Below are 25679 nucleotides of genomic sequence, written 5' to 3'. Positions count from 1 at the left end.
ACGATGGAATTCGACCTCGCCTTCATCTGGGCCGGCCTCATCGCCTTCGCCGTGCTGGCCTATGTCGTGCTCGACGGGTTCGACCTCGGCGTGGGGCTGATCTTCCCGTGGCTCGAGAAGGGCGGCGAACGTGACCTCGCCATGAACACCGTCGCGCCGGTCTGGGACGGCAACGAGACTTGGCTGATCCTGGGCGGCGGCGGGCTCTTCGCCGTGTTCCCGCTGGCGTACGCGGTGGTGATGCCCGCGCTCTATGCGCCGATCATCGCGATGCTGCTGGGGCTGGTGTTCCGCGGCGTCGCGTTCGAGTACCGCTGGCGCACCGAGCGCGGCAAGTTCCTGTGGGACTGGGCCTTCTTCGGCGGCTCCTTCGTCGCAGCGTTCTGCCAAGGGATCGCTCTTGGCGCGCTGGTGCAGGGGATCGAGGTCGAGGGTCGCGCCTATGCCGGGGGCCACTGGGACTGGCTGACGCCTTTCTCGATGCTCACCGGCCTCGCGGTCACCGTGGGCTACGGCCTGCTGGGGGCAACGTGGCTGGTGATGAAGACCGAGGGCACCGTCTACGAGCACGCCCGCCGCATCGCGCGGATCACCGGCGTCGCCACGCTCGCGTCCATCGCGGCGGTCAGCCTGATCACGCCGTTCCTCGAACGCCTCTACCTCGAACGCTGGTTCGCCTGGAGCCCCACCCTGCCCTTCACGCTGATCGTGCCGGCGCTGGTCGCGGCCTCGGCGTGGCTGCTATTCACCGGGCTGGCGCGCGGGCAGCACTATCGCCCGTTTCTCGCCGCGCTGTCGATCTTCGTGCTCAGCTTCATCGGGCTGGGGATCAGCTTCTATCCCTTCATCGTCCCGACCGAGATCACGATCTGGGACGCCGCTGCCCCCGAATCGAGCCTCGTGTTCACGCTCGTCGGCGCGGGCATCCTGATCCCGATCATCCTGGTCTACACCGCCTACGCCTACTGGGTGTTCCGCGGCAAGATAGACCCGGACGCGGGTTATCACTGATGCGCAAGCTGGGCTGGTTCGTGCTGTTCTGGGCGGGTGGCGTGGCCGCGGTCACGCTCCTCGGCCTCGCCATCCGCGCCATGATCGGCTGAGCGCTACGACATCACGGTCGTCAGCGCCTTGTCGATCGCATCCGTGATCTGGTCGATGTCGTCCGGCGTCGCAATCAGCGCCGGGCTAAGGCACAGCGTATTGTTATAGCCGGGGACCGAGCGGTTGGTCGCCCCGATGATCACGCCCTGCTTCATGCACTCGCCCACCACGGCCTGAACACGCTTCTCGTCCAGCGGTTCTTTCGTGGCGCGGTCGGCGACCAGCTCTGCGCCACAGAACAGACCCTTTCCGCGCACGTCGCCGATCACCGCATGCTTGTCCATCAGCGCGTGCAGGTTGTCGATCACCCGCGCGCCCATGGCGTTCGTGTTCTCGAGCAGGCCTTCCTCCTCGATGATCGCCATGTTCTCAAGCGCCGCCGCCGGCCCGGCGGCGCAGCCCCCGAAGGTCGAGATGTCGCGGAAATAGTTGAGCGGATCGTCGGCGTCGTCCTTGAACATGTCGAACACCGCCTCGGTCGTCACGCAGCACGAGATCGCGGCGTATCCCGAGGCAACGCCCTTCGCCATCGTCACGATATCGGGCTGGATGCCGTAGTTCTGATAGCCGAACCACGTCCCCGTGCGGCCCACGCCGCAGACGACCTCGTCAATCATCAGCAGGATGTCGTACTTGCGGCAAATCTCCTGCACCCGCTGCCAATAGCCCTCGGGCGCAGGGATCACGCCGCCGCCAGCCGTCACCGGCTCGAGCACGATGCCGCCCACGGTGTCCGCGCCCTCGCGCAGGATCACCTCCTCGATCGCGTCGGCCGCCCGCTCGCCATAGGCCTCGCCCGAGAGGTCCCACTGCGCCCGGTATTCCAGGCAGTGCGGCACCTCGACGAAGCCGGGGGTGAACGGCCCATACTGCGCGTTGCGCTCCTGCTGGCCGCCCGAGGACAGGGCGCTGATGGTCGTGCCGTGGTAATCCCGCTCGCGGAACAGGATCTTGTGCTTCTTCCCGCCGTACCGCTTGTGCGCGATCTGGCGGATCATCTTGTAGCCCTTCTCGTTCGCCTCGGACCCCGAGTTGGCGTAATAGACCCGGCTCATCCCCGGCATCTTGTCGATCAGCGCCTCGGCGAAGCGCGCGCCGGGGATCGAGCCGCTGGCGCCCGCGAAGAAGTTGAGCTTCACCAGCTGGTCGCGCACCACGTCGGCGATCCGCTCGCGCCCGTAGCCCACGTTGACGGTCCACACCCCGCCCGACACGGCGTCGATGTGCTCCTTGCCGGTGATGTCCCAGACGCGCAGACCCTTGCCCTCGACGATGATGCGGGGATCGACCGTCTCGAACGGCTTGTGCTGGACCAGGTGATGCCAGACGTGGGCGCGGTCGGCCTCGATCACGGCGCGGGGGTCGTTGACTTGGAACGGGACGGTCATCGGGGCGGTTCTCCGGGCTTGTGTTTTGTCGGCAGTCTCAGCCCCGATCCGACGACACGTCAAGGCCGCCCTTGACTTCCCCCGCCGCAACGCGCATTTGCCGTCCAAGCATTCGCCCCTGCCGCGTGAGCAGACGGACCGGAGAGTCCCCACGGGCGATGCCGCACGAAGTTTCCCGACATCACGCGAGGGGGGCCAGCGTCGAGACGGCCAGGCGGGCAATCCGGCCCCGGGTCAGAACGCGGCGCAACCCGAACGCACCGCCGCGGCATCCGCGGCCCCTTCCCTCACGGGGCGACTCCGCCCCGCCGAAAGGACATCCATGGATTTCGACATGCTGGGCCTCGCGCCCCGCCTCATCGCCACGCTCAAGGAGCAGGGCATCACCGAGCCCACGCCCATCCAGAAGCAGGCGATCCCGCACGCCATGAACGGCCGCGACGTCATGGGCCTGGCCCAGACCGGCACCGGCAAGACCGCGGCCTTCGGCCTGCCGCTGATCGACACGCTGATGAAGGCCGGCAGCAAGCCCGCACCGAAAACCGTGCGCGGCCTGATCCTCGCCCCCACGCGCGAACTGGCCAACCAGATCTCGGACAACCTGACCGCCTATACCCAGGGCTCGCATCTCAAGGTCAACGTCGTGGTCGGCGGCAAGTCGCTGAACGCGCAGGCCGGCCGCCTCGCCCGCGGCACCGACCTGCTGGTCGCCACGCCCGGCCGCCTGATCGACCTGATCGAGCGCAAGGCGGTGGACCTCTCGCAGACCCGCTTCCTGGTGCTGGACGAAGCCGACCAGATGCTCGACATGGGCTTCATCCACGCGCTGCGCCGCATCGCACCGCTTCTCAACCGCGACCGCCAGACCATGCTGTTCTCGGCCACCATGCCCAAGCAGATGGAAGAGCTGTCGCGCGCCTACCTCACCGATCCGGTGCGGGTCGAGGTCGCGCGCCCCGGCCAGGCCGCCGACAAGGTCGAGCAGTCGGTGCACTTCGTCGTTCAGGCCGACAAGCCCGCGCTTCTGGCCAACCTGCTGGGCAAGCACCCGGCTGAGCGTGCGCTGGTCTTCGCCCGCACCAAGCACGGGGCCGAGAAGCTGATGAAGGGGCTCGTCGCCAAGGGCTTCGCCGCCGCCTCGATCCACGGCAACAAGAGCCAGGGCCAGCGCGACCGGGCCCTCGCCGCGTTCCGCGAAAGCGAGGTCATGGTGCTGGTGGCCACCGACGTCGCCGCCCGTGGCATCGACATCCCCGGCGTGGCGTATGTCTACAACTATGACCTGCCCAACGTGGCCGAGAACTACGTTCACCGCATCGGCCGCACCGCGCGCGCCGGCGCCTCGGGCGAAGCGATTGCCTTCTGCTCGGACGCCGAGACGGGCGAACTGCGCGACATCGAGAAGGTCCTCAAGACCTCGATCCGCGTCGCCGGCGGCACGCCGTGGCCGCACGCGGGTCGCGGCGGCAAGCCCGGCCGAGACGCGAAACCCGGCGGCGGCCAGAAGCGCCGGCCCCGCCGCCGCACGCAGGGCAAGCCGGCCCGCCGCGCCGCCTGAACGCGAAAGGGGCGGCCACGCGGCCGCCCCTCTCTGCTTGCGTACATGCGGACAACACCCTGTCCGCCCATGCGCGAAGGCCGCGTGAGCGGCCTCCGCCGACGGGATCACTCCTGCCAGGACTGGATCAGCTCGTCGTAACGGACGGTGATCGGCTCTTCGTCCTCGTTCTCCAGCTTCGGCTTCGGCGCACCCGGCTGGCTCAGCCAGTACTCGGGGTCCTGCTCTTCGTTCAGCTTCGGACCCAGATCGCCCTGCACGCCGGCACGCTCCAGACGCTCGAGCACGCGCTCCTGCTCTTCACAGAGCGAGTCGAGCGCTTCCTGCGCCGTCTTGGCGCCCGAGGAGGCGTCGCCGATGTTTTGCCACCACAGCTGCGCGAGCTTCGGGTAGTCCGGCACGTTGGTGCCCGTGGGCGACCAGCGGGTCCGGGCCGGCGAGCGGTAGAACTCGATCAGCCCGCCAAGCTCACCCGCGCGCTCGTCGAAGCTGGGGTGGTTGATCGTGGACTCGCGGATGAAGGTCAGGCCCTCGTGCGACTTCTCGACGTCCACCGTGTAGGAGGTGACGAACTGCGCATAGAGCCAGGCCGCCTTGGCGCGGTCGAGCGGCGTGGAGTCCATCAGCGTCCACGAGCCGGCGTCCTGGTAGCCGACCTTCATGCCGTCTTCCCAGTATACGCCGTGCGGGCTGGGCGCCATGCGCCACTTCGGCGTGCCGTCCTCGTTCAGCACGGCCGCGGCCCCGTCGCCCACCATGTCGGCGGTGAACGTGGTGTACCAGAACATCTGCTGCGCGATGTTGCCCTGCGCCGGAACCGGACCGGATTCCGAGAAGGTCATGCCGGCGGCTGCCGGCGGCGCGTAGTTCTGCAGCCAGTCGGTGTACTTCTCGATGGCATAGACGGCCGCGGGCGCGTTGGTCGCACCGCCGCGGTCCATGCACGACCCGACGGGCTGGCTGTTCTCGTTCACGCGGATGCCCCACTCGTCGACGGGGAAGCCGTTCGGCTCACCGGTGTCGCCCATGCCGGCCATCGACATCCAAGCGTCGGTGAAGCGCCAGCCGAGCGACGGGTCCTTCTTGCCATAGTCCATGTGGCCGAAGACTTCGCCCTCGTGGCCCATGTGGCTGAGGTCGCGGCCGGTGAAGAACTCGGCGATATCCTCGTACGCCGCCCAGTTGACCGGAACGCCCAGTTCATAGCCGTACTCTTCCTGGAAGTCGGCCTGGTTCTTCTCGTCCTGGAACCAGTCGTAGCGGAACCAGTAAAGGTTCGCGAACTGCTGGTCGGGCAGCTGGTAGAGCAGCCCGTCCGGGCCGGTGGTGAACTGCAGGCCGATGAAGTCGTCGAGGTCGAGTCGCGGGTTGGTCACGTCGGCCCCGTCGCCCGACATCCAGTCGGACAGGTTGCGCACCTGCTGATAGCGCCAGTGCGTGCCGATCAGGTCCGAGTCGTTGACGTAGGCGTCATAGATGTTCTCGCCCGACTGCATCTGCGTCTGCAGCTTCTCTACCACGTCGCCTTCGCCGATCAGGTCGTGGGTGACGTTGATCCCGGTGATCGCCGAGAACGCGGGGGCGAGGACGTTCGCCTCGTACTCGTGCGTGGCGATGGTCTCCGAGACGACGCGGATGTCCATGCCCTGGAAGGGCTCGGCCGCGTCGATGAACCACTGCATCTCCTGCTCCTGCTCCTCGCGGGTCAGGGCGGAATGCTCGATATGTTCGTCGAGGAAGGCCTGCGCGGCCTCCATGTCGGCGAAGGCCGGACTGGCCGACAGGGCCAGCGCCAGCGCGGTTGTGGTTCTTAGCGTCAGGTTCATGAGGTTTCCTCCCTTTTTTGAACCAGTACTCGTGCGGCGGCCTCTCCTCGGGCCGCCGCAGGTTTCGTTACACCCAGCGGAACACCGCCGCAGCGTAGACGAGACAGACGGCCAGCGCCCACCATTGCGATCCGAGCTCGAGGCCCAGCCACGCAAGGTTGATGAAGGCGCTGCCCAGAAGCGTGATGAACAGCCGGTCGCCGCGCGTCGTCTCGATCCGAAGGACGCCGACGCGCGGCGTCTCGGGGTACTTCACGCCGAGGATCGTGAAGACGATCAGCAGCGCGGCGATGACGACGAAGAACAGCGCCGTGGGCCAGGTCCATGCCATCCAGGCCATTCGAAATCCTCCCCTGTTCCGAAGGTTACACGCGGCCCAGGGCGAAGCCCTTGGCGATGTAGTTGCGCACGAAATAGATCACGAGCGCGCCGGGCACGATCGTCAGCACCCCCGCCGCCGCCAGTACGCCCCAGTCGAGGCCCGAGGCCGAGACGGTACGCGTCATTGTCGCCGCGATGGGCTTGGCCTCGACACTCGTCAGCGTCCGGCTGAGCAGCAATTCCACCCACGAGAACATGAAGCAGAAGAAGGCCGTCACGCCGATGCCCGAGGCGATGAGCGGCATGAAGATCTTCACGAAGAACTTCGGGAAGCTGTAGCCGTCGATATACGCGGTCTCGTCGATCTCTTTCGGCACGCCGCGCATGAACCCCTCGAGGATCCAGACGGCCAGCGGCACGTTGAACAGCGTGTGCGCCAGCGCCACGGCGATATGCGTGTCGAAGAGCCCCACCGAACTATAAAGCTGGAAGAACGGCAGTGCGAACACGGCCGGGGGCGCCATCCGGTTGGTCAGCAGCCAGAAGAACAGGTGCTTGTCGCCCAGGAACGTGTAGCGGCTGAAGGCATAGGCCGCCGGCAGCGCCACGGCGAGGCTGATCACCGTGTTCATCACCACATAGATCAGCGAGTTGACGTAGCCCATGTACCATGACGGATCGGTCAGGATCTTCTCGTAATTGGCGAAGGTCAGGTCCCGCGGCCAGAGCGAGAAGGTCCCGAGGATCTCGGCGTTGGTCTTCAGGCTCATGTTCACCAGCCAATAGATCGGCAGCATGAGGAAGACGATGTACAGCGTCATCACCACGGCCGAGCCGTTGGGCCGGTACTTCGCCCAGGCGCTGTTTTTCTTGCGTTCGGCGGTCACATCTCCGGGGATGCTGGCCGCACCGGGGGCGCGAACGGTCTGATCGCTCATCACTTGGCATCCCTTTTGTCGAGGTTCGTCATCACGGTGTAAAAGACCCACGAAACAACCAGGATCACGAGGAAATACATGATCGAGAAGGCGGCGGCCGGGCCCAGGTCGAACTGCCCGAGCGCCATCTTCACCAAGTCGATGGACAGAAGCGTCGTCGCATTGCCAGGACCGCCGCCGGTGACGACGAAGGGCTCGGTGTAGATCTTGAAGCTGTCCATGAACCGCAGGAGGATCGCGATGGTCAGCACACCCGACATCTTGGGCAGCTCGATATAGCGGAACACCTTCCAGCGGCTCGCCTGGTCGATCTTGGCCGCCTGGTAATAGGCGTCGGGGATCGACTGGAGACCGGCATAGGCCAGCAGGGCCACGAGCGACGTCCAGTGCCAGACGTCCATCACGATGATCGTCACCCAGGCATCCACCGCGTCCTGCGTATAGTTGTAGTCGATGCCGATGGCGTCGAGCGTGTAGCCCAGAAGCCCGATGTCGAGCCGGCCGAAGATCTGCCAGATCGTGCCCACCACGTTCCATGGGATGAGAAGCGGCAGCGACATCAGGACAAGGCAGAACGACGCCCAGAAGCCCTTTTTCGGCATGTTGAGCGCCACGAAGATGCCCAGCGGCACCTCGATCGCGAGGATCACGGCCGAGAAGAACATCTGCCGCTGGAGCGCATTCCACATGCGCTCGTCCTCGAGCATCTCCTTGAACCACTCGAGCCCGGCCCAGAAGAACTCGTTGTTACCGAAGGTGTCCTGCACCGAGTAGTTCACGACGGTCATCAGCGGGATGATCGCCGAGAAGCTGACCAGCACGAGCACCGGCAGGACCAGGAACCATGCTTTCTGGTTGACGGTCTTGTTCATCAGGCGGCCTCCCCCATCCGGGACTCGGGCGCCACGCGCCAGTCATCGGCGTAGACGTTGATGCCTTCGGGATCGAAGGTGATGCGGTCGGCGCCGGCGGGCACGGAGTGTCCCTCTTCGGCGATGGCGCTGTAGGTCTGTCCATCCACGTCGAGGCGGATGATCTTGTGTCGGCCGACATCCTCGACGCGCCGCACCCTGGCGGGCACGCCTTCGCCGCCCGCGTGAAGCTGAACGAATTCCGGCCGTACGCCGACCTGCGTCTTGCCGCGAAGCGCACCGTACGGCGCGCCGAGGTCGACGGTCGTGCCGGCGATGCGGGCGGTGCTGCCGTCGATCTCGGCGTCGAAGACGTTCATGCCGGGCGAGCCGATGAAGTAGCCGACGAAGGTGTGGGCCGGACGCTCGAACAGCTCCTGCGGTGTGCCGATCTGCACCACGCGGCCGTCGTACATGACCACCACCTTGTCGGCGAAGGTCAGCGCCTCGGTCTGGTCGTGGGTGACGTAGATCATCGTGTGCCCGAATTCGTGGTGCAGCGACTTGAGCTGCGTGCGAAGCTCCCACTTCATGTGCGGGTCGATGACGGTCAGCGGTTCGTCGAACAGCAGCGCGTTCACGTCCTCGCGCACCATGCCGCGGCCAAGACTGATCTTCTGCTTGGCGTCAGCCGTCAGCCCCCGCGCCTTGCGGTCAAGCTCGGCCTCCATGCCGATCATCCGCGCGATGTCCTGCACGCGACCAGAGACGTAATTGGCATCGGCGCCCCGGTTCTTGAGCGGGAAGGCCAGGTTCTCGCGCACCGTCATCGTGTCGTAGACGACCGGGAACTGGAACACCTGCGCGATGTTGCGCTGGGCCGTGGGGGCGTGGGTGACGTCCACGTCGTCGAACAGGATGCGGCCTTGGCTGGGCTGAAGCAGCCCCGAGATGATGTTGAGCAGCGTGGACTTGCCACACCCGGACGAGCCCAGCAGCGCGTACGCCTCGCCGTCGTTCCAGACGTGGTTGAGCTCCTTCAGGGCATAGTCGTCCTCGCCCTTCGGATCCCGCAGGTAGGAATGCGCGAGGTTGTCGAGCGTGATCTTTGCCATCAGGCGGCCTCCGCATAGGACGCGGCCGAGACGAGCTGTCCGTCTTCCGCGAAGATGTAGACGTGGGCGGGGTCGAGGTAGACGCGCAGATCCTGCCCCGGCAGCAGGTCGCGGATGCCGTGGACAAGGCCGACCCAGCGCTCGCCGTGGTGGTCGAGGTGAACGAAGGTTTCCGACCCGGTAATCTCGGTCACGCTCAGCTTCGTGTCGAACTCCAGCGCACCGGCGACGTGGGGGTGCAACTCCAAGTGGTTGGGCCGGAAGCCGGCCGTCAGCTTTCCGTCGGGCAGCCCCGATAGCGGTTCGGGGATCCGCGCGCTCTGGTTGTCGCCGAACAGCATCTCGCCGCCGCGCTTCTCGATCGGCAGGAAGTTCATCGGCGGGTCCGAGAAGACCCGCGCAGTCGTCGCATTGACCGGCTGACGATAGACCTGCGGCGTGGGGCCGAACTGCGTCACCCGCCCTTCCCAAAGTGTTGCCGTGTTGCCGCCGAGCAGCAGCGCCTCCTCGGGCTCGGTGGTGGCGTAGACGAAGATCGCACCGGATTCCTCGAAGATACGCGGGATCTCGGCGCGCAGCTCCTCGCGCAGCTTGTAGTCGAGGTTCGCCAGCGGCTCGTCCAGCAGCACCAGCCCCGCGTTCTTCACCAGCGCCCGGGCCAGCGCGCAGCGCTGCTGCTGGCCGCCCGAAAGCTCCAGCGGCTTGCGGTCGAGCATCGGGGTGAGCTTCATCAGCTCGGCCGTCTCGCGCACGCGGCGGTCGACCTCGGACTTGTCCACGCCCATCAGCTTCATGGGCGAGGCGATGTTGTCGTAGACGGTCATCGAGGGGTAGTTAATGAACTGCTGGTAGACCATCGCCACCTTGCGGTCCTGCACCTTGACGCCCGTGACGTCCTTATCCTGCCAGAGGATACGGCCCGTCGTCGGCACGTCGAGCCCGGCCATCAGGCGCATGAGCGAGGTCTTCCCCGCCAACGTCGGCCCGAGCAGGACGTTCATCGTCCCTTTTTCGAGGGTCAGGTCCGTGTGGTGGATGTGGGTCTCGCTGCCCACCACCTTGGACACGCCCTGCAAGCTCAGCGTCATGTCGTTCCTCCTCCCCAGGACGACGACGGGACTACTCCGCCGCCGCGTGCCGGCTTTCAGCCTGGCGTGCGGCCATCCATCCGTCGATGGCCACGATTTCCTCCGTGCTCAGGCGCAGCCCGAGCTTGTTGCGGCGCCACACCACGTCTTCGGCGGTGCGGGCCCATTCCCGGTCCATCAGCCACTCCAGCTCTCGCGCCGTCAGCGTAGCACCGAATCGCTGTCCGAGATCCTCTGCCTTCGCGGCGCCGTGCAGAACGTCCCACGCCTCGGTGCCGTAGGCGCGGACCAGACGCCGCGCCCAGAAGCCATCGAGGAACGGATGCTCTGCCTCCAGTCGCCCGACCAGATCGTCGAACGCCTGCACTGCAAAATCCCCACCCGGCAGCGGCACGCCCGCTGTCCAGGGGCCGGACAGACCGTGGAAGTACGGCGACATCTTCTCCAGCGCGCTTTCGGCCAGCCGGCGGTAGGTCGTGATCTTGCCGCCGAAGACGTTGAGCAGCGGTGCACCGCCACTGTCGTCGACCTTCAACGTGTAGTCCCGCGTTGCGGCCGTCGCGCTCGACGCCCCGTCGTCATACAGCGGGCGCACCCCGGAATAGGTCCAGACCACGTCGTCGGCCGAGAGGTCGCGCTTGAAGTAGCTGTTGGCGAACGCGATGAGATAGTCGCGCTCCTCGGGCGTGCAGACGGGTTTGCGCGATGGGTCGTCGTGCTCGGCATCGGTGGTGCCGATCAGGGTGAAGTCGGTCTCGTACGGGATCGCGAAGATGATCCGCCCGTCGGTACCTTGGAAAAAGTAGCACTTGTCGTGGTCGTAGAGCCGCCTGGTGACGATATGACTGCCGCGCACCAGCCGCACGCCATCGCGGCTGTCGCCGTGCACCTTGTCGCGGATGATGTCGCCGACCCATGGGCCGCCCGCGTTGACGAGTATGCGCGCCCGGACTGTACGGCGCGCGCCGCTGTCGCGGTCCTTCAGCGCGACCTCCCACGCCCCGTCCACACTGCGCGCCTCGACCACCTCGGTGCGCACCATGATCTCGGCCCCGCGTTCGGCCGCGTCGCGCGCGTTCAGGACGACTAGGCGGCTGTCCTCGATCCAGCAGTCGGAATACTCGTACGCCGTCTCGAACCGGTCCTCGAGCGGCGCGCCCTCGGGGCTGTCGCGCAGGTCGACTGTCGACGTCCCCGGCAGGATCTTTCGCCCGCCGAGATGGTCGTACAGGAACAGCCCCAGCCGGATCAGCCATGCCGGCCGCCTGCCCTTCATCCACGGCATCACCGTGTTGAGAAGCTTCGAGGTCGGCGTCGCGCTCTCGAACCGCATGTCGGGGTGATACGGCAGCACGAAGCGCATGGGCCACGAAATGTGCGGCATCGCACGCAGCAGCGTCTCGCGCTCGATCAGCGCCTCGCGCACCAGCCGGAACTCGAAGTATTCAAGATAGCGCAGCCCACCGTGAAACAGCTTGGTCGAGGCGGACGATGTCGCCGAAGCGAGGTCGTTCATCTCGGCCAGCGCAACCGACAGTCCCCGTCCAGCGGCGTCACGCGCGATACCGCACCCGTTGATGCCGCCGCCGATGACGAAGAGGTCGTAGCTCTGCTTGGTTTGCGTCACGCCGAGCCGCCCTCCTCTGAGTTCCGTTCGAGGTTGATTATGTAGCAGGGTGACGTTGATCGGAAAAGAATAATGTTCGGATGTTTTCGTTTCGCCTTCGAGTATGGACAAGTGTCTGATTTCTCTACCACACGCACGCTCCCAGACGTTTTCGGCGCCCCGTGAGACCCGCGCTCCGGCTGCACCCGCAGCCGCGCAAAACCGCGATCCGCACCCGAATCGAAAGCCGTGACTTGCGGTATGGCGCGATCCGGGCATAGCCTGAGCCGGAAAGGAGCGCGCGCCGGCGTCATGTCCCAGAACTTCCGACACTCCGAGATCATCGAGATCGCACGCCGCGAGGGCCGCGTGACGGTCGAGGGGCTCGCCGAGCACTTCGGCGTCACGCTCCAGACCATTCGCCGCGACCTGAGCGACCTGGCCGAGGAAGGTCGGCTCGAGCGCGTTCACGGCGGCGCGGTTCTGCCCTCGGGCACCACGAATATCGGTTACGAGCACCGCCGCAGCCTGAACGCCGCCGCCAAGGTCGATATCGGCCGCGCCTGTGCCGCGCGCATTCCCGAGGATTCCTCGATCTTCCTGGGCATCGGCACCACGACCGAGGCCGTCGCCGCCGAGCTTCTGCGCCACCGCAACCTGCTGGTGGTCACCAACAACATGAACGTCGCGACCATCCTTTCGGCCAACGCCGACGCGCAGGTGATCGTGACGGGCGGCAACCTGCGCCGGTCGGACGGCGGTCTCGTCGGCAACCTGACCACGGACACCATCCGCCGCTTCAAGTTCCACCTTGCCGTGATCGGCTGCTCGGCCATGGACGACGACGGCGACCTGCTTGACTTCGACGTGCAGGAGGTGGGCGTGAACCAGGCCATCCTTTCGCAGGCCCGGCGCAGTTTCCTGGTCGCCGACCAATCGAAGTTCGGCCGCAGCGCTCCGGCACGCATCGGCTCCCTGTCCGAGATCGACGTCTTCTTCACCGACGCAGCCCCGCCCCGGGCCGTCGCCTCCGCCTGCCGCGACTGGGGCACCGAGATCGCCCTGAGTGAACCGCCGGCCTACACCCGCTCGCGCGCGTCGGGCGAGCGCTGAGCGCCCCCGCCGCGCGCTCCCATTAACCCACATCGCGCGTTCGCGGGGGGTCGCTGGAACCTGCTGCGCCCGGCCTCTGTTTCTTGAGGTGTGCAAGAAGGTGAGACATGCCCAAGGAAAAGACCCGCGCGCTCAGCGACGTGCTCGACCAGCTGGAAAGCTCCGTTCACGGGGAAAGCATCCCCGTGGAAGAGGTGATCGAGAAGCTCGGACGCAAGTCGTTCGCCTCGCTGATGCTGGTCTTCTCGCTGATCTCGACCTCGCCGGCCAGCGCCATCCCCGGCATCACCGCGATCGTCGCGACGATCACCTTCATCCTCGTGGTGCAGATGATCGCCGGACGCGAATGCGTCTGGCTGCCGCGCTTCATCACCCGCCGGAAGATGTCCACGGCGAAGCTTTGCAAGGGGATCGGCTGGCTGCGCAAGCCCGTCCGCTTCGTCGAGCGCTTTCTCAAGGCGCGTCTGACCTTCCTGTTCCACCGTCCCTGGCTGTGGCTGCCGCTGATCCTGATCCTGTGCCTGACGCTCTTCATGCCGTTCATGGAGATCATTCCCACCTCGGGCTCCATCGCCTCGGCCGTCATCGCGCTGTTCGCCGCCGGATTGCTGACCCGCGACGGTGCGCTGGTGGTCGCCTCGCTGATCCTGCTGCTCGCCGTTCCGGTGGCCGTCTGGCAATTCGGGTTCAGCGGGTGACGGGCTGGTGAACACATGCCCCGGAGGCGGCCGGCGGTAGCACGACGCACCTGATGCTAGCGCCAATGCGTCGCCGGCCGGCCAGCCCCCGGGCCTTGCCGCTTTCGCCGCGCAATTTGATCCCGCTCAAAGTCGGGCACGGCGCGGGGCCATATGACGGGCGGCATGGAACAGATCGCACAGCTCCGGACCCTCGGCCTCTTCGACGCGCGCGTGCCGCGTTACACGAGCTACCCGACGGCGCCCGTCTTCTCTCCGGCCACCGGCGCGGACTTCCAGGCCGAGTGCCTGGCGCGGCTCGATCCCGCCGAGCCCGTCTCCGTCTATGTCCACATCCCGTTTTGCGAACGGCTCTGCTGGTTCTGCGCCTGCCACACGCAGGGCACCCGCACGCTGTCGCCGGTGGAAAGCTACCTCGGCACGCTCGAGGCGGAACTGGCGGTCGTCGCGCGCCACCTGCCAAAAGGCGTGCGCATGGGCCGGCTGCACTGGGGCGGCGGGACGCCGACCATCCTGCCGCCGCACATGATCGCGCGGCTGTCGGACGCGGTCCGCGACGTGTTCCCGGTGGCCGATGAATTCGAGTTCTCGGTCGAGATCGACCCGACGATGGTGGACGCCGACAAGATCGCGGCGCTGCGGGCGGCGGGGCTGAACCGCGCCAGCATCGGCATCCAGGACTTCTCGCCCGACGTGCAGGCTGCCATCGGCCGGCCGCAGAGCTTCGAGGTCACCCGCGACTGCGTCGCGATGTTGCGCGAGGCCGGGGTCGCCTCGCTCAACGCCGATCTGGTCTATGGCCTGCCGCACCAGGACGCGGCGCGGCTGGCGGACACGGTGGACAAGGTGCTGAGCCTTGCGCCGGACCGGTTGGCGCTTTTCGGCTACGCCCACGTGCCGCACATGTCGAAACGCCAGAAGCTGATCGACGAGGCCGCACTTCCGGGCGACGAGGCGCGCTTCCGGCTCGCGCGTCTCGCCGCCGAGACGTTTACGGCGGCGGGCTTCCGCGCCATCGGCATCGACCACTTCGCCCTGCCCGGCGACGGTCTCGCCCGCGCGGCCGAGACCGGTCGCCTGCGGCGGAACTTCCAAGGCTATACCGAAGACACCTGCCCGACGCTGATCGGGCTTGGCACCTCGTCGATCTCTCGCTTCCGGCAGGGCTACGTGCAGAACGCGCCCGCCACGCCCGCCTACGTCCAGCGGATCGAGGCCGGCGGCCTGGCCGGCGCGAAGGGCCACCTCAACACCGACGAGGACCTCGTGCGCGGCCGCGCGATCGAGATGCTGATGTGCGACTTCGCCATCGACCAGGACGCGCTGAGACGGGAAGCCGGCCCGCTGGCCGACATCCTGCTGCCGGTACACGCCGCGACGGCAGACCGCTTCGCCTCGGTCGTGGCGCGCACGTCCGACGGGGGTATCCGGCTCGCCCCCGGGGGCCGGCCGCTCGCCCGCATGGTCGCGCGCGGCTATGACGGCTACGCGGCGGAAAACGCCGTTTTCTCGAAGGCGTCCTGACGCCCGGTGCAGGGGGGCCTTCCGCCCCCCCGTCGCCTGCGGCGACTCCCCCCGAGGATAATTCGGGACCGAAGATGAGCCCCGGCGCGCGCCGGTGCAGCTGTCAGGCGCTGCCGGCCGCGCCGAACATGCCGGGCTCCGGTCGGACGGGGACGGCCGGGCGCAGGTTCGCGAGGGCCGCGTGGAGCGCGTCGTCCCCGAAGGGCTTGCGCAACACGATGCTGTTTTCCAGTCGCTCCGCCGCCGCGACGTGTTCCCGGCCGGTGGCGAAGATCAGCGAGAGCGTGGGGTGCAGCGTCCGCGCCTGAATCGCGAGATCCTCGCCCGAGCCGTCCGGCAGGCCAAGATCGGTCACGAGCACGTCGAAGCTTTCGGCCTGCAGATGGGCAAGCGCCTGCGCCACCGTCTTGGCCTGCCTCACCTCGGCGCCGGACTCGTGCAGCGCCTCGGTCATCGACATCGCGATCAGCGCATCGTCCTCGCACAGAAGGACCCGCAGACCGGCTTGGACGTCGGCTGCGACCTCCGGTGCAACGGTGGCCGGGCGGGGCGCGGCGTCGAGCAACTCGCGCACCTTCGCCGCCAGCCGCTCTTGCGTGAACGGCTTGAGGAGCACCTGGACGGCATCCTCGAGCCGGCCGTCGTGCAGCATCGCGTCGCGGGAATAGCCGGTCACGAACAGGACCGGCAGATGCGGCCGGTCCCGCCGCAGCCGGTCGGCCATCTCGCGGCTGCTGAGCGCGCCGGGCATCACCACGTCCGTGATCACGAGTTCCGGCGCCCCCATGTCCTCCACGACGGACAGCGCCGCATGCGGGTCGGGCGCCGTTCGGACGATGTAACCCAGATCGGCCAGAAGCGCGGCCGAGGCCTCGCGCACCTCGGCGTCGTCCTCGACCAGCAGCAGGCTCTCGCGCCCGCGCGGCAGCGGGTCGGGCTGCGCCGGTGCGTCCGGCGCGACCGCCTGCCGCGATCGGGGCAGCAGAAGGCTGACGACCGTCCCCTCGCCCGGAGCACTGTCGATGGTCACGCGGCCACCCGATTGCCGGGCAAAGCCGTAGACGGTGGCGAGCCCGAGGCCGGTCCCCTTGCCCACGGGCTTGGTGGTGAAGAACGGGTCGAACACCTTTTCCGCCACCTCGGCCGGGATGCCGGGGCCGGTATCCGCCACGCACAGCTCGACGTAATCGCCCGGCGCCATCTCGTCATCACCGGCCAGGTCGGCGCGGGTCATGCTGCGATTGGCCACGGCGATCCGCAGCCGGCCGCGGCCCTCCATCGCATCGCGGGCGTTCACCGCGAGATTCAGCAGCGCGTTTTCGATGTTGGCGGCATCGGCGAAGGCGGGCCACGCGTCCTCGCCCGCCTCGACCACGATCTCGACGCCGTCGCCGAGCGCGCTTTGCAGAATGCCTGCCATGCCGGCCAGCATGTCCCGCAGGTCCAGCGCGCGGGGCTGAAGCGGCTGCTGGCGGCTGAAGGCCAGAAGCTGTGAGGACAGCGCCGCGCCCCGATCGACCGAGCGCATCGCGGCGTCAATGCGCCCGCGGGCCGGGGAGGCTTCGGGCAGATCGCGAAGGGCCAGCGTCAGGCTGCCGGTGATCGCCTGGAGCAGGTTGTTGAAGTCGTGCGCGATACCGCCCGAGAGGTTGCCGATCGCCTCCATCTTCTGGCTCTGGCGCAGGCGGGCGTGAACGTCCTCAAGCTCGCGGTTGCGCCGCTCGACCCGGTCTTCGAGCGTTGCGTTCAGGTCGGCGAGCGCCTCGGCACCGGTCTTCTGATCGTCGATGTCGACATTGGTCCCGACCCACCGCACAAGCTTGCCGGCCGCGTCGCAGATGGGCGTCGCCCGCACGAGGTGCCAGCGGTACACGCCGTCGGCGCGCCGCAAGCGCGCCTCTGCCTCGTATGCCTGCCCCGCTTCGAGCGCGCGCCGCCATTCGGACCGGACGCGCGCCCGGTCTTCGGAATGGAGGACGTCACCGCGGCCCGCGCCGTCGAAGTCGCCCACGCTGCGGCCCGAATAGGCGTAGAGCTGGTCGCTCACCCATTCGAACCCGCCTTCGGGGCCTGTCGTCCAGACATGCGCGGGCATGGTCTGCGCCATGGTGCGAAACCGCTCTTCGGCCTCGCGCAGGTGCGTCTCGGCAATCCGCTGGGCAGTGACGTCGTGGCCCTGCACGAAGATGCCCGTCGTTTCGCCCTCGGCGTCGAACAGTGGCTGGTAGACGAAGTCCAGGAACAACTCCTGAGACGGCGTGCCGCTGTCGCGCTGCACCGTAATCGCGGCACCGCGCAGCGTCACGGCCTCGCCCGTGGTGAACGCCTGATCCAGCAGTTCGTAGAAGCCCTGCCCCTCGATATCAGGAAGCGCCTCGCGCACCGGGCGCCCGATCAGGTCACGCTCGCCCACGACCTTGAGGTAAGCCCGGTTCACGATCCGGAAGACATGGTCCGGCCCCGTCAGGATCGCCATGAACGTGGGCGCCTGATGGAACACCGATTGGAAGAAGTCGGTCGCGGTGTCGAGCTCGAGGTTCTGGCGCGTAATCACCTCGGCCCGCCGCACGAGGTCCGCGTGCTCGGCCGACGGGGCACCGACCTCGGGCTGCGAGCGATAGAGGTCGGTTACATCGTGCGTGTTCTGCAGCACGAACTCGGTCGCGCCGTCGGCGCCCGGGATCGGCGTGTGCGTCGCGCTCCAGTACCGCTCCTCGATCTCGCCGTCCGCGCCGGCGATGGGATAGGGGATAAGTGGCAGGTGGTCGGTCGCACCGCTTGCGAACACGCGCTTGAACGACGCGCGCAACATGCGCCCGTGCACGCTGTCGGGGTCGGACGGAAATTCCTCCGTCATCACCCGCCCGATCAGGGATTCGCGCGTGCGGCCGGTGACGTTTTGGTAAGCCTCGTTCGTCCAGACCATCCGCAGGTCGCGGTCGAGAAGGACGAAGGGCGACGGAGCGGCCTGAAACAGCTTTTCGAAGTCGAAGCTCATTTCCGAGCAGTAACAGATGGCGCACATCGCACAAGCGGGATCCGCCGGTACCCGGCCCCCTCATGGACGGACAGGGACCAGGTCAGTTGAACATCGTGTTGGGCAGGATCAGCGCGATTTGCGGGAAGGCCACCAGCAGCGCGAGGCACACCCCCATCGCGGCCCAGAACGGCAGGACGCCGCGAAAGATCGTGCCCAGCGGCACCTTCGGCGCCACCGACTTCACGATGAACACGTTGACTCCGACCGGGGGCGAGATCAGCCCCATCTCGAGTACCAGGACCACCAGAACGCCGAACAGCACCGGGTCGATGCCCAGTTCCAGGATGACCGGGAAGTAGATCGGCATCGTCAGCACCAGCATCGCGAAGCCTTCCAGGAAGCAGCCCAGGATCAGGTAGCTCAGCAGGATCAGCGTCAGCACGCCCAGCGCCGGCAGGTCGACGGCGGCCAGGAAGTTGCCCACCACCTCGGGGATGCGGCTGAGGGCCAGGAACGGGTTGATCAGGTGCGCCGCGATCAGGATCAGCATGACCGTAGCCGTGGTGACGACCGAGTCGCGGCAGGCGCGCCAGAACATGGCCGCCGTCAGCGTCCGCTCCAGCAGCGCCGCGACGACGACGAGTCCCGCGCCGACGGCGGCGGCCTCGACCGGAGAGAAGATGCCGGAATAGATGCCGCCGATGGTCAGCACGATCACCCCGAGGATCGGCAGCGCCCCGGCCAGCGCCCTGCCCTTCTCGGACAGCGTGGTGCGCGGACCCACGGGGCCGAGGGCGGGCCAGATGGTGCACATCAGCGTGATGGTGGCGACGAACAGCGCCAGCAGCAGGATGCCGGGCAGGACGCCCGCCACGAACAGCCGGCCGATCGATTCCTGCGCGAGGATGGCGTAGATCACGAAGCCCGTGGACGGCGGGATCAGGATGCCCAGCGTGCCGCCCGCGGCGACCGCGCCGGTGGACAGCTTGCTGTCGTAACCAAAGCGGTCCATCTCGGCCAGGGACACCTTGCCCATGGTCAGCGCCGAGGCCACCGACGAACCTGAGAGCGCCGCAAAGCCGCCGCAGCCCACGATGGTGGCCGAGGCAAGCCCCCCGCGCAGCTGCCCCATGATGGCATAGGCGGCGTCGTAGAGCCGCCGGCTCATCCCCGTCTCGGAGGCGATGTTGCCCATCAGGATGAACAGCGGGACGACGACGAGTTCCTGCTTCGAGGCCAGCGTGAACGCCTCGGACGCCAGCAGCGACTCTGCGGCGTTCCAGGAATTCAGCAGCGCCACGCCTCCGAAGCCGACGACAAACATCGAGATTGCGACCGGGATGCGCAGGATCAGCAGGACGAACAGGGCGACGATCCCCAGGAAGCCGATCAGTTCGTTCGTCATTCGCCGCTCTCCGCGAGGTCGTGCGCCGGGCGCGGGCCGCCCAGGCAAAGCTCGACGAACCGCAGCACCATGCCCAGCGCCGTGATGACCGAGAAGACGACCACCGCCCACTGGAACCACCACTTCGGCAGGTCGATGATATTTGTGCGCAGATTCAGCATCTGGCTTAGCCCGGCGCTTTCCCACACCGTCCAGGCGATGCCGGCGAAGACCGCCGCGCCCAGCGCAGCGCCGACGATGTCGCCCGCGCGGTTGAGCCATTCCGGGAAGCGGCGTTCGAAAACGTCGACCGAAATGTGCCCGCCGGTCCGGTCGCACAGCGCCATGGCGCCGAAGACCAGAACGGCGAGCGTCATTGTCGAGATGTCCTGCGCGCCGGTGAGCGGGGCGCCGAAATAGCGCCCCACCACGTCGACAAGGATGACCCCCAGCTCGACGATCAGGGCCACGGCCCCGATCACCGCGGCCAGATGGATCAGACGGTCGGCGGTGCGTCTGAGGGTCGCGACCATGGGGTCAGCTGCCCTCGCCGCCGGTCATCACCTCATAGACGTCCTGCGCGCCAATTTCCTCGACCCGCTGATCCGTCACCGGAAGCGTGATCTCGGCGAAAGCTTGGATCTCGTCCTCGGTCAGGTCGATCACCGTGTTGTCGCCGGACTCGGTGATGGCGGTGCGCACGGCGTCTGTCTTTGCAAGCCAGCCCTCTTCCGCCGACTGCGACAGCCAGCGGCCGGAATGTTCCTCGACTGCGGCCTGCATTTCCTCGGGCAGGCTGTCGAAGCGGTCCTGGTTCATCACGACGTAGAAGGCGATCTGCCCCAGTGGCGCGCCATAGGTGTACGAGTTCGCAACCTCGTCCAGCCGGAAATCGCCCACGGCCGAGGTTCCCGTCACCACGCCATCGATCAGCCCGGTCTGGAGCGCGTTGTAGATCTCGCCCGCCGGCATCTGCACCGGGATCGCGCCCAGCGCCTCGATGATGTCGCCCGCGACCGAGCCCGAGACGCGGATCTTCAGCCCCTCCAGGTCCTCGGGGCTGCGCACGTCGACGTCCTTCATGATGAAGATGTTCGGCTCGGACGTCCAAAGCGCCAGCGGCTTGGTGCCCGGATACTCGTCCTGAAGCAGCCCGGCCTCCCACGCGTCCCACAGCACCTCGTAGCCGCGACGATCCTCGGTCACGACACCCGGAAGCTCGGCGATCATGGTCCTGGGGAACTGCGACGAGGTATAGCCCTGAAGCCCCCAGACGATGTCGGCCACGCCCTGCACGACGCGGACGTATTGCTCGAGCGGGCCGGCTCCGAGCTCGCCGCCCGGAAACACCTCGACATCCAGCTCGCCGCTTGTGGCCTCGGACACGCCCTCGGCGAAGGGTTCGATGGTGGATTCGGTCAGCGTGTGCTGCGGCGGAACCCAGTGCGCGAAGCTCAGCGTCTCGGCTGCGGCGGCCTGCGGCAGGGCAAGCGCCGCCCCCAGAAGCGCGGTCTTGAGTGCGATGGTCTTCATGTCGTTCCTCCCTATGAACGTGTCGGCGACTGGCCCTCCCCGGCCCGCCGTCAAGGACGCGGCCGCGTCAGACGGCCTTGGTGCGCCAGCTGTCCGCAGCGTACGTCTCCCGCGCCTCGGCTGAATAGGGCGTGGGCGATACGCGCACGCGAATGTCAGCCTGCTTGTGCGGTTCGGTCGAGGTCTTGGCGGTGTCGTCCGGCTCGCCCCACTTCAGGGTCAGCACGTCGCCGATCTCGACGCTCTGATCCACGACGCCCAGCGAAAGCAGGCAGCGTTCGTTGTAGGAGTAGCCGTTGAACATCGACATGCCGACCATCTTGTCGCCGTGCATGACCATGTCCGCCGAGGACGACGCATAGTTCGGCTGCGGGAAGTCGATCCACTTCAGCGGGCGCTTGCGCCCCGGTTCGAAAGCCGATGCGATCACCTTCATCACGTCCTCGGCGTTCCACTCGAACGTGACCTTCTTGCGGTTCGTCGGCGCGTCCTTCAGCTTTTCCAGCGCCTGCTTGCCGATGAAGTCGTCCTTCTTCCAGCCGATATAGAAGCCGTAGCCCAGCTCGAACGGGTTGACGTAGTAGTCGGCGATGTCGTCGCTCACGAAGCTGCCACCGATCGAACCCGCCGCCTCGTAGCTGTCGGCGCCGAGCCAGTCGCGATACTCCTCGAGCATGCCTCCGCCCGAGTAGATGCCCGGCAGCGGCGACGGGATCCATCCCGACTCGAGAGTGTTCGTAGAATAGGCCCGCGTGCCCACCCGCACGAGGTTCACACCCGCGTCGCGCGCCGCCTGAAGGATCGTCGACTCCACATAGTGCTTGTCGGCGTAGGGCCCCCAGATCTCGAGCCCCGGCGCACCGGCCATACCATGACGCAACGCCTGCACACGCTTCGAGCCGACATTGATCCAGTCGACGTGGAAGAACTTGATGTCGGGCACGGGGCCGCCGTTGATCTTCTCGAAAATCTTCGGCGCGTCGGGACCCTGGATCTGGAACCGGTAATGCGTGCGCAGCACCCTTTCGCCATCGGGACGGCTGGGCGAGCGCGGGTCGTGGGCCAGGCGCACCTTCCATGTGCCGACCGCGGCCTGGAACTTCGTCCAGTTGGCGGTGGGGGCGCGGCCGACGAGGATGAACTTGTCGTCCCGCTCGCGGAAGATGATCATGTCACCGATCACGTGGCCGTTCGGCGTCACGGGCACGAAGTGCTTGGCGCGGTTCAGGTCGAAATTGCCGAACCCGTTGATGCCGACATGAGCCAGGAACGCCTCGGCCTCCGGCCCCTCGACGATCAGCTCGTCCATGTGGTGGGACTGATCGAACAGTACGGCGCTTTCCCGCCACGCCCGCTGTTCGTCGCGCCAGTTGGTGAATTCCGGCGCGACGACCGGATAGACGTACATCCCGATCCGGCTGTTGCGCAGCATTTCGACCGGATTGGCATGTTCCCTGATGACGTCGCTCAGGCTTGGCATCGGTAGTCTCCTCCCTCAAATCTCGTTCAGACGGTGATGTGACCGGCGCGGCCGCCCCGCGGGCACGGGGCCCGAAACGCTGTTCACGGCGCGGCCGTGGCGTATGGGTGTCGACACATCCTCCTCCCTCGGATGCCGGCGTCATGTATACAGTACGCGGTAAAACCCTAAGATCAATGGCGGCATTCACGCAACTTCGCGCAATGCTGTATACCGAATTGCGCAACAAATGCGTCTGCATCCGCGGCCCCGCCCGCGCACGCAGCCCCGCGCGCGTGACCGCCGGCCTGTTTTCGCCGCTTCGATCACAGTTCGAAATTTCCCGGGAACGGCTCGCGGCCGGATCGGTTGAGGGGCAGAGCCGCGGGGATGCCCCGCAGCAAAACCATCAGAGAAGGAGGAGCACCATGCGCTTCCACAAGATCTTTACGACGACCGCCGTTGCCGCGCTTCTGGCCTCGACCGCCGCGAACGCACAGATGTTCGGTGACGATTACGGCACCGACATGGACTACGACACGTTCAACACCGGCTTCGGTGAAACCGGTTACTACGACGCGTGGGACATGAACGATGACGCGATGCTCGACGAGAACGAGTTCGCGACCGGCGTCTACGCCGACTGGGACCAGGACGGCGACCTCGAGATCACCGAGGAAGAATACACGATGGGCACCGAACGCTGGTTCGGTGAGGACTACGACACCGCGTTCACCGACTGGGACGCCGACGAGTCCGGCTACCTTGACCAGTCCGAGTTCGGCGACGCCTGGGACAACGAATACTACACCGAGTGGGACACCGACCAGGACACGCTCCTGAGCCAGGACGAGTACACCACCGGCCTGTATGACAGCGCCGACTACGACGAGAACCAGGTCATCACCGTCGAGGAAGAGGGCTGGTTCGAAGGCTGGTTCGACGGCGACGACGTCGAAGCCGAGATCCAGGAAGTCGGCGACGTGCTGTAAGACGCACCACCGTCTTTGACGAAAGGGCCCGCATCCAAATGGATGCGGGCCTTTTTCTTCGGGATCGACGGCGCGCCATGGGACGCGCCGCCTCGCGCTTCAGCGCCAGTCGCGGCAGAGGTACTTGATCTCCATGAACTCTTCCATGCCGCGGCGCGCGCCCTCGCGGCCCAGCCCGGACTGCTTCATGCCGCCGAAGGGGATCGGCGCGCCGGTCACCTTCGTCCGGTTCACGGCGACCATGCCGAACTGCAGCGCCCGCGACACGCGGTAGATCCGGCGCGGGTCCAGCGAGTGGACATAGGCCACCAGCCCGTACTCGCTGTCGTTGGCCCGGCGCACGACCTCGTCTTCGCTGTCGAACGGGGTCAGCGGCGCGACGGGGCCGAACGTCTCTTCCCGCATGATCAGCGCCTCGTCGGGCACGTCGGTCAGCACGGTCGGGGCATAGAACAGCGGCCCGTGCGGCAGCGTCTCGCCGCCGCAGGCCAGCCGCGCGCCTTTGTCCAGCGCGTCGCGCACGTGCTCTTCCTGCTTGGCGACGGCACGGTGGTTCATCAGCGGCCCGATATCGGGGTCGTCCATGCCCCGGCCCACGCTCAGCGCCTGCGTCGCCTCGGTGAAACGGCGGCAGAACTCGTCATAGATCGGCCGCTCGATATAGATGCGGTTCGCGCCCAGGCAGTCCTGCCCGGAGGTCGCGAACTTCGCCTTGATCGTCTCGGCCACCGCCTCGTCCAGGTCGGCGCCCTTGAACACGATCACCGGGGCGTGGCCGCCCAGTTCCAGCACCAGTCGCTTCACGGTCCCGGCGCACTGGCGGTAGAGCAGCCGCCCCACCTCGGTCGAGCCGGTGAAGGACAGCGCCCGCACGCGCGTATCCTCAGTCCACGGCTCCACGACCACCGGCGCCTCGCCCGTGATCACGTTGAACACGCCCGCGGGCATCCCGGCACGCTCGGACAGTTCGGCCAGGGCCAGCGCCGAATACGGCGTCTCGGCCGAAGGGTGCGCAACGACGGTGCAGCCCGCCGCGATGGCGGCGGCGGCTTTCCGCGTCAGCATGGCCGAGGGGAAGTTCCACGGCGTGACCAGCGCCACCACACCCACGGGCTCGAGCCACAGTTCCACCTCCGCGTCCGGCAGGTGCGAGGTCACGCCCTCGATGTTCGGGCGCTTGGCTTCCTCGGCGTAGAACTCGATGAACGACGCGGCATAGTCGATTTCGCCCCGCGCCTCGGACAGCGGCTTGCCCTGCTCCAGCACCATGATCCGGGCAAGATCCTCCTTCGCCTCCATCACCAGGTCGAACCAGCGGCGCAGGATGGTGCTGCGCTCCTGAGGAAGCGTCATCGACCAGTCCTCGAACGCCGCCTGCGCCCGGTCCACGGCGGCGCCCGCCTGCGCCGCCGAAAGCGAGGCGACGTCGCCGATGCGCTCGCCCGAGCCGGGGTCGATCACGGCGAAGCTGTTACCGTCGTCGCCGGCGATCCACTTGCCGTCGACATAGGAAAACCCGCGCAGCAGACGCTTGTCGGAAATGTCGGCGCGAGCGGAAATTGCGGAATCGAGCATGTGAGGCCCTCCTTTCCTCTCCACCGTCGCGCGGCACCGGCAAAAGGCGGGACTGAATGTGGCCCGGCGGGAGCGCGATCCGGACTGCGGGACCCGCCCCTGTCAGTCCGTCCGGCCTGCGATCAGGTCCAGCGGCAGCGGCCCGCGCCCCTTCAACTGCTTGGTCACGATATAGGTGAAATACCGCGCGATCCCGATCCGCGCGTCGAGCATCGAGTCGATCAGCCGCTGATAGGCGTCGATGTCGCGTGTCACGATCTGCATCAGGTAGTCGAAGCCGCCGCCCAGGGCCCAGCAGCCGACGACCTCGTCCCGCCCCGCCAGCGACTGCTCGAAGATGCGGAAGGTTGCCGCCGTGTGGTCGGCCAGCTCCGCCGCGACGAAGACGGTGACGTGCGGCCCCAGCTTGCGCAGGTCGATCTCGGCCCGGTAGCCCACGACCAGCCCGGCTTTTTCCAGCTTCTTCAGACGGTCCCAGGCGGGGGTGGGCGACAGGCCGATGCGCTCGGCCAGCGCCGCCTTGGTGATGCGGCCCTCGCGTTCGAGCACGCGCAGGATGTCGAGGTCACGGTCGTCGAGACGGATCATGCCCCGACCCTAGCGCCTGCCCGCGGCGGTTGCATCCC

General features: G+C 67.1%; 22 protein-coding genes. 7 read left to right on the top strand and 15 right to left on the bottom strand.

Features of this window, described 5'->3' with window-relative positions; all coding sequences use genetic code 11:
* Positions 1-3: 3 nt before the first annotated feature.
* Positions 4-1011 (top strand): cytochrome d ubiquinol oxidase subunit II, encoded by a 1008-nt coding sequence (gene cydB, locus BM162_RS06115; protein WP_093419182.1) that lies wholly within the window; start codon positions 4-6, stop codon positions 1009-1011.
* Positions 1011-1103 carry a DUF2474 domain-containing protein gene (locus tag BM162_RS06110; RefSeq protein WP_093419181.1) on the top strand — a complete coding sequence of 31 codons (93 nt, stop codon included), beginning with the start codon at positions 1011-1013 and terminating at the stop codon, positions 1101-1103. Before cydB ends, BM162_RS06110 begins: the two co-directional genes overlap by 1 nt.
* Positions 1104-1106: 3 nt before the next feature.
* Here BM162_RS06110 and BM162_RS06105 read toward each other — a convergent pair whose 3' ends face one another.
* Positions 1107-2492 (bottom strand): aminotransferase family protein, encoded by a 1386-nt coding sequence (locus BM162_RS06105; protein ID WP_093419180.1) that lies wholly within the window; start codon positions 2490-2492, stop codon positions 1107-1109.
* 322 nt (positions 2493-2814) lie between these two features.
* Between BM162_RS06105 and BM162_RS06100 the strand changes: the two genes are divergently transcribed.
* Entirely contained in the window at positions 2815-4050 is a 1236-nt protein-coding gene (locus tag BM162_RS06100) for a DEAD/DEAH box helicase (RefSeq protein ID WP_093419170.1), read from the top strand.
* 107 nt (positions 4051-4157) lie between these two features.
* On the opposite strand, the gene BM162_RS06095 is transcribed toward BM162_RS06100, so the two are convergent.
* The 7 genes from BM162_RS06095 to glpD all read right to left on the bottom strand — a co-directional run bounded on the left by BM162_RS06095 (position 4158) and on the right by glpD (position 11816).
* Positions 4158-5876: an ABC transporter substrate-binding protein gene (locus tag BM162_RS06095; protein WP_093419168.1), complete on the bottom strand. Its 1719-nt coding sequence runs from the start codon at positions 5874-5876 to the stop codon at positions 4158-4160.
* Positions 5877-5943: 67 nt separating this feature from the next.
* Positions 5944-6216 (bottom strand): DUF2160 domain-containing protein, encoded by a 273-nt coding sequence (locus tag BM162_RS06090; RefSeq protein WP_093419167.1) that lies wholly within the window; start codon positions 6214-6216, stop codon positions 5944-5946.
* A 25-nt stretch (positions 6217-6241) separates the two neighbouring features.
* Entirely contained in the window at positions 6242-7135 is an 894-nt protein-coding gene (locus tag BM162_RS06085; protein WP_177215079.1) for a carbohydrate ABC transporter permease, read from the bottom strand.
* Entirely contained in the window at positions 7135-8007 is an 873-nt protein-coding gene (locus BM162_RS06080) for a carbohydrate ABC transporter permease (RefSeq protein WP_093419166.1), read from the bottom strand. The genes BM162_RS06085 and BM162_RS06080 overlap by 1 nt, the downstream gene beginning before the upstream one ends.
* Positions 8007-9101 carry an ABC transporter ATP-binding protein gene (locus BM162_RS06075; RefSeq protein ID WP_093419165.1) on the bottom strand — a complete coding sequence of 365 codons (1095 nt, stop codon included), beginning with the start codon at positions 9099-9101 and terminating at the stop codon, positions 8007-8009. Before BM162_RS06075 ends, BM162_RS06080 begins: the two co-directional genes overlap by 1 nt.
* Positions 9101-10189: an ABC transporter ATP-binding protein gene (locus BM162_RS06070; RefSeq protein WP_093419164.1), complete on the bottom strand. Its 1089-nt coding sequence runs from the start codon at positions 10187-10189 to the stop codon at positions 9101-9103. The genes BM162_RS06075 and BM162_RS06070 overlap by 1 nt, the downstream gene beginning before the upstream one ends.
* Positions 10190-10220: 31 nt before the next feature.
* Entirely contained in the window at positions 10221-11816 is a 1596-nt protein-coding gene (glpD, locus tag BM162_RS06065) for a glycerol-3-phosphate dehydrogenase (RefSeq protein ID WP_245759183.1), read from the bottom strand.
* Between the two features lie 291 nt (positions 11817-12107).
* On the opposite strand from glpD, the gene BM162_RS06060 reads away from it, so the two are divergent.
* From BM162_RS06060 to hemN, 3 genes are all read left to right on the top strand, one after another.
* The gene (locus tag BM162_RS06060) at positions 12108-12908 is read left to right on the top strand and encodes a DeoR/GlpR family DNA-binding transcription regulator (protein WP_093419154.1); all 801 of its coding nucleotides are present in this window, start codon (positions 12108-12110) and stop codon (positions 12906-12908) included.
* Positions 12909-13015: 107 nt separating this feature from the next.
* Complete coding sequence (locus tag BM162_RS06055; RefSeq protein WP_093419151.1) at positions 13016-13606, top strand: exopolysaccharide biosynthesis protein; 591 nt, start codon at positions 13016-13018, stop codon at positions 13604-13606.
* A 165-nt stretch (positions 13607-13771) separates the two neighbouring features.
* Entirely contained in the window at positions 13772-15130 is a 1359-nt protein-coding gene (hemN, locus tag BM162_RS06050; protein ID WP_093419475.1) for an oxygen-independent coproporphyrinogen III oxidase, read from the top strand.
* A 103-nt stretch (positions 15131-15233) separates the two neighbouring features.
* Here hemN and BM162_RS06045 read toward each other — a convergent pair whose 3' ends face one another.
* The 5 genes from BM162_RS06045 to ligM form a co-directional block, all read right to left on the bottom strand.
* Positions 15234-18155 (bottom strand): hybrid sensor histidine kinase/response regulator, encoded by a 2922-nt coding sequence (locus BM162_RS06045; RefSeq protein WP_245759182.1) that lies wholly within the window; start codon positions 18153-18155, stop codon positions 15234-15236.
* A gap of 55 nt (positions 18156-18210) precedes the next feature.
* Complete coding sequence (locus BM162_RS06040) at positions 18211-19515, bottom strand: TRAP transporter large permease (RefSeq protein ID WP_093419148.1); 1305 nt, start codon at positions 19513-19515, stop codon at positions 18211-18213.
* Entirely contained in the window at positions 19512-20027 is a 516-nt protein-coding gene (locus BM162_RS06035) for a TRAP transporter small permease (protein WP_093419135.1), read from the bottom strand. The genes BM162_RS06040 and BM162_RS06035 overlap by 4 nt, the downstream gene beginning before the upstream one ends.
* A 4-nt stretch (positions 20028-20031) precedes the next feature.
* On the bottom strand, positions 20032-21027 hold the full coding sequence (locus BM162_RS06030) for a TRAP transporter substrate-binding protein (RefSeq protein ID WP_093419133.1): 996 nt from the start codon (positions 21025-21027) through the stop codon (positions 20032-20034).
* Positions 21028-21094: 67 nt separating this feature from the next.
* Positions 21095-22507 (bottom strand): vanillate/3-O-methylgallate O-demethylase, encoded by a 1413-nt coding sequence (ligM, locus tag BM162_RS06025; protein ID WP_093419130.1) that lies wholly within the window; start codon positions 22505-22507, stop codon positions 21095-21097.
* A gap of 407 nt (positions 22508-22914) precedes the next feature.
* Between ligM and BM162_RS06020 the strand changes: the two genes are divergently transcribed.
* Entirely contained in the window at positions 22915-23478 is a 564-nt protein-coding gene (locus BM162_RS06020) for an EF-hand domain-containing protein (RefSeq protein ID WP_093419127.1), read from the top strand.
* A 99-nt stretch (positions 23479-23577) separates the two neighbouring features.
* Here BM162_RS06020 and BM162_RS06015 read toward each other — a convergent pair whose 3' ends face one another.
* Positions 23578-25053 (bottom strand): NAD-dependent succinate-semialdehyde dehydrogenase, encoded by a 1476-nt coding sequence (locus tag BM162_RS06015; RefSeq protein ID WP_093419125.1) that lies wholly within the window; start codon positions 25051-25053, stop codon positions 23578-23580.
* Positions 25054-25155: 102 nt separating this feature from the next.
* Positions 25156-25641, bottom strand: coding sequence for an Lrp/AsnC family transcriptional regulator (locus BM162_RS06010; protein ID WP_177215077.1), 486 nt, complete (start codon positions 25639-25641; stop codon positions 25156-25158).
* Positions 25642-25679 lie beyond the last annotated feature (38 nt).

Source organism: Tranquillimonas alkanivorans (assembly GCF_900115595.1).
Classification (GTDB): domain Bacteria; phylum Pseudomonadota; class Alphaproteobacteria; order Rhodobacterales; family Rhodobacteraceae; genus Tranquillimonas; species Tranquillimonas alkanivorans.
Note: the sequence above shows the minus strand (reverse complement) of the source record. Positions and strands in the feature narration are given on the sequence as shown.

Bases quoted from the DNA above. Each gene is read 5' to 3' on its own strand.
- BM162_RS06095 (WP_093419168.1), bottom strand. From the start codon at position 5,876: ATGAACCTGACGCTAAGAACCACAACCGCGCTGGCGCTGGCCCTGTCG.
- cydB (WP_093419182.1), top strand. From the start codon at position 4: ATGGAATTCGACCTCGCCTTCATCTGGGCCGGCCTCATCGCCTTCGCC.
- ligM (WP_093419130.1), bottom strand. From the start codon at position 22,507: ATGCCAAGCCTGAGCGACGTCATCAGGGAACATGCCAATCCGGTCGAA.
- BM162_RS06100 (WP_093419170.1), top strand. From the start codon at position 2,815: ATGGATTTCGACATGCTGGGCCTCGCGCCCCGCCTCATCGCCACGCTC.
- BM162_RS06015 (WP_093419125.1), bottom strand. From the start codon at position 25,053: ATGCTCGATTCCGCAATTTCCGCTCGCGCCGACATTTCCGACAAGCGT.
- BM162_RS06105 (WP_093419180.1), bottom strand. From the start codon at position 2,492: ATGACCGTCCCGTTCCAAGTCAACGACCCCCGCGCCGTGATCGAGGCC.
- BM162_RS06020 (WP_093419127.1), top strand. From the start codon at position 22,915: ATGCGCTTCCACAAGATCTTTACGACGACCGCCGTTGCCGCGCTTCTG.
- BM162_RS06045 (WP_245759182.1), bottom strand. From the start codon at position 18,155: ATGTGCGCCATCTGTTACTGCTCGGAAATGAGCTTCGACTTCGAAAAG.
- BM162_RS06070 (WP_093419164.1), bottom strand. From the start codon at position 10,189: ATGACGCTGAGCTTGCAGGGCGTGTCCAAGGTGGTGGGCAGCGAGACC.
- BM162_RS06080 (WP_093419166.1), bottom strand. From the start codon at position 8,007: ATGAACAAGACCGTCAACCAGAAAGCATGGTTCCTGGTCCTGCCGGTG.
- BM162_RS06040 (WP_093419148.1), bottom strand. From the start codon at position 19,515: ATGACGAACGAACTGATCGGCTTCCTGGGGATCGTCGCCCTGTTCGTC.
- BM162_RS06090 (WP_093419167.1), bottom strand. From the start codon at position 6,216: ATGGCCTGGATGGCATGGACCTGGCCCACGGCGCTGTTCTTCGTCGTC.
- BM162_RS06010 (WP_177215077.1), bottom strand. From the start codon at position 25,641: ATGATCCGTCTCGACGACCGTGACCTCGACATCCTGCGCGTGCTCGAA.
- BM162_RS06035 (WP_093419135.1), bottom strand. From the start codon at position 20,027: ATGGTCGCGACCCTCAGACGCACCGCCGACCGTCTGATCCATCTGGCC.
- BM162_RS06060 (WP_093419154.1), top strand. From the start codon at position 12,108: ATGTCCCAGAACTTCCGACACTCCGAGATCATCGAGATCGCACGCCGC.
- BM162_RS06075 (WP_093419165.1), bottom strand. From the start codon at position 9,101: ATGGCAAAGATCACGCTCGACAACCTCGCGCATTCCTACCTGCGGGAT.
- BM162_RS06030 (WP_093419133.1), bottom strand. From the start codon at position 21,027: ATGAAGACCATCGCACTCAAGACCGCGCTTCTGGGGGCGGCGCTTGCC.
- BM162_RS06055 (WP_093419151.1), top strand. From the start codon at position 13,016: ATGCCCAAGGAAAAGACCCGCGCGCTCAGCGACGTGCTCGACCAGCTG.
- BM162_RS06110 (WP_093419181.1), top strand. From the start codon at position 1,011: ATGCGCAAGCTGGGCTGGTTCGTGCTGTTCTGGGCGGGTGGCGTGGCC.
- BM162_RS06085 (WP_177215079.1), bottom strand. From the start codon at position 7,135: ATGAGCGATCAGACCGTTCGCGCCCCCGGTGCGGCCAGCATCCCCGGA.
- hemN (WP_093419475.1), top strand. From the start codon at position 13,772: ATGGAACAGATCGCACAGCTCCGGACCCTCGGCCTCTTCGACGCGCGC.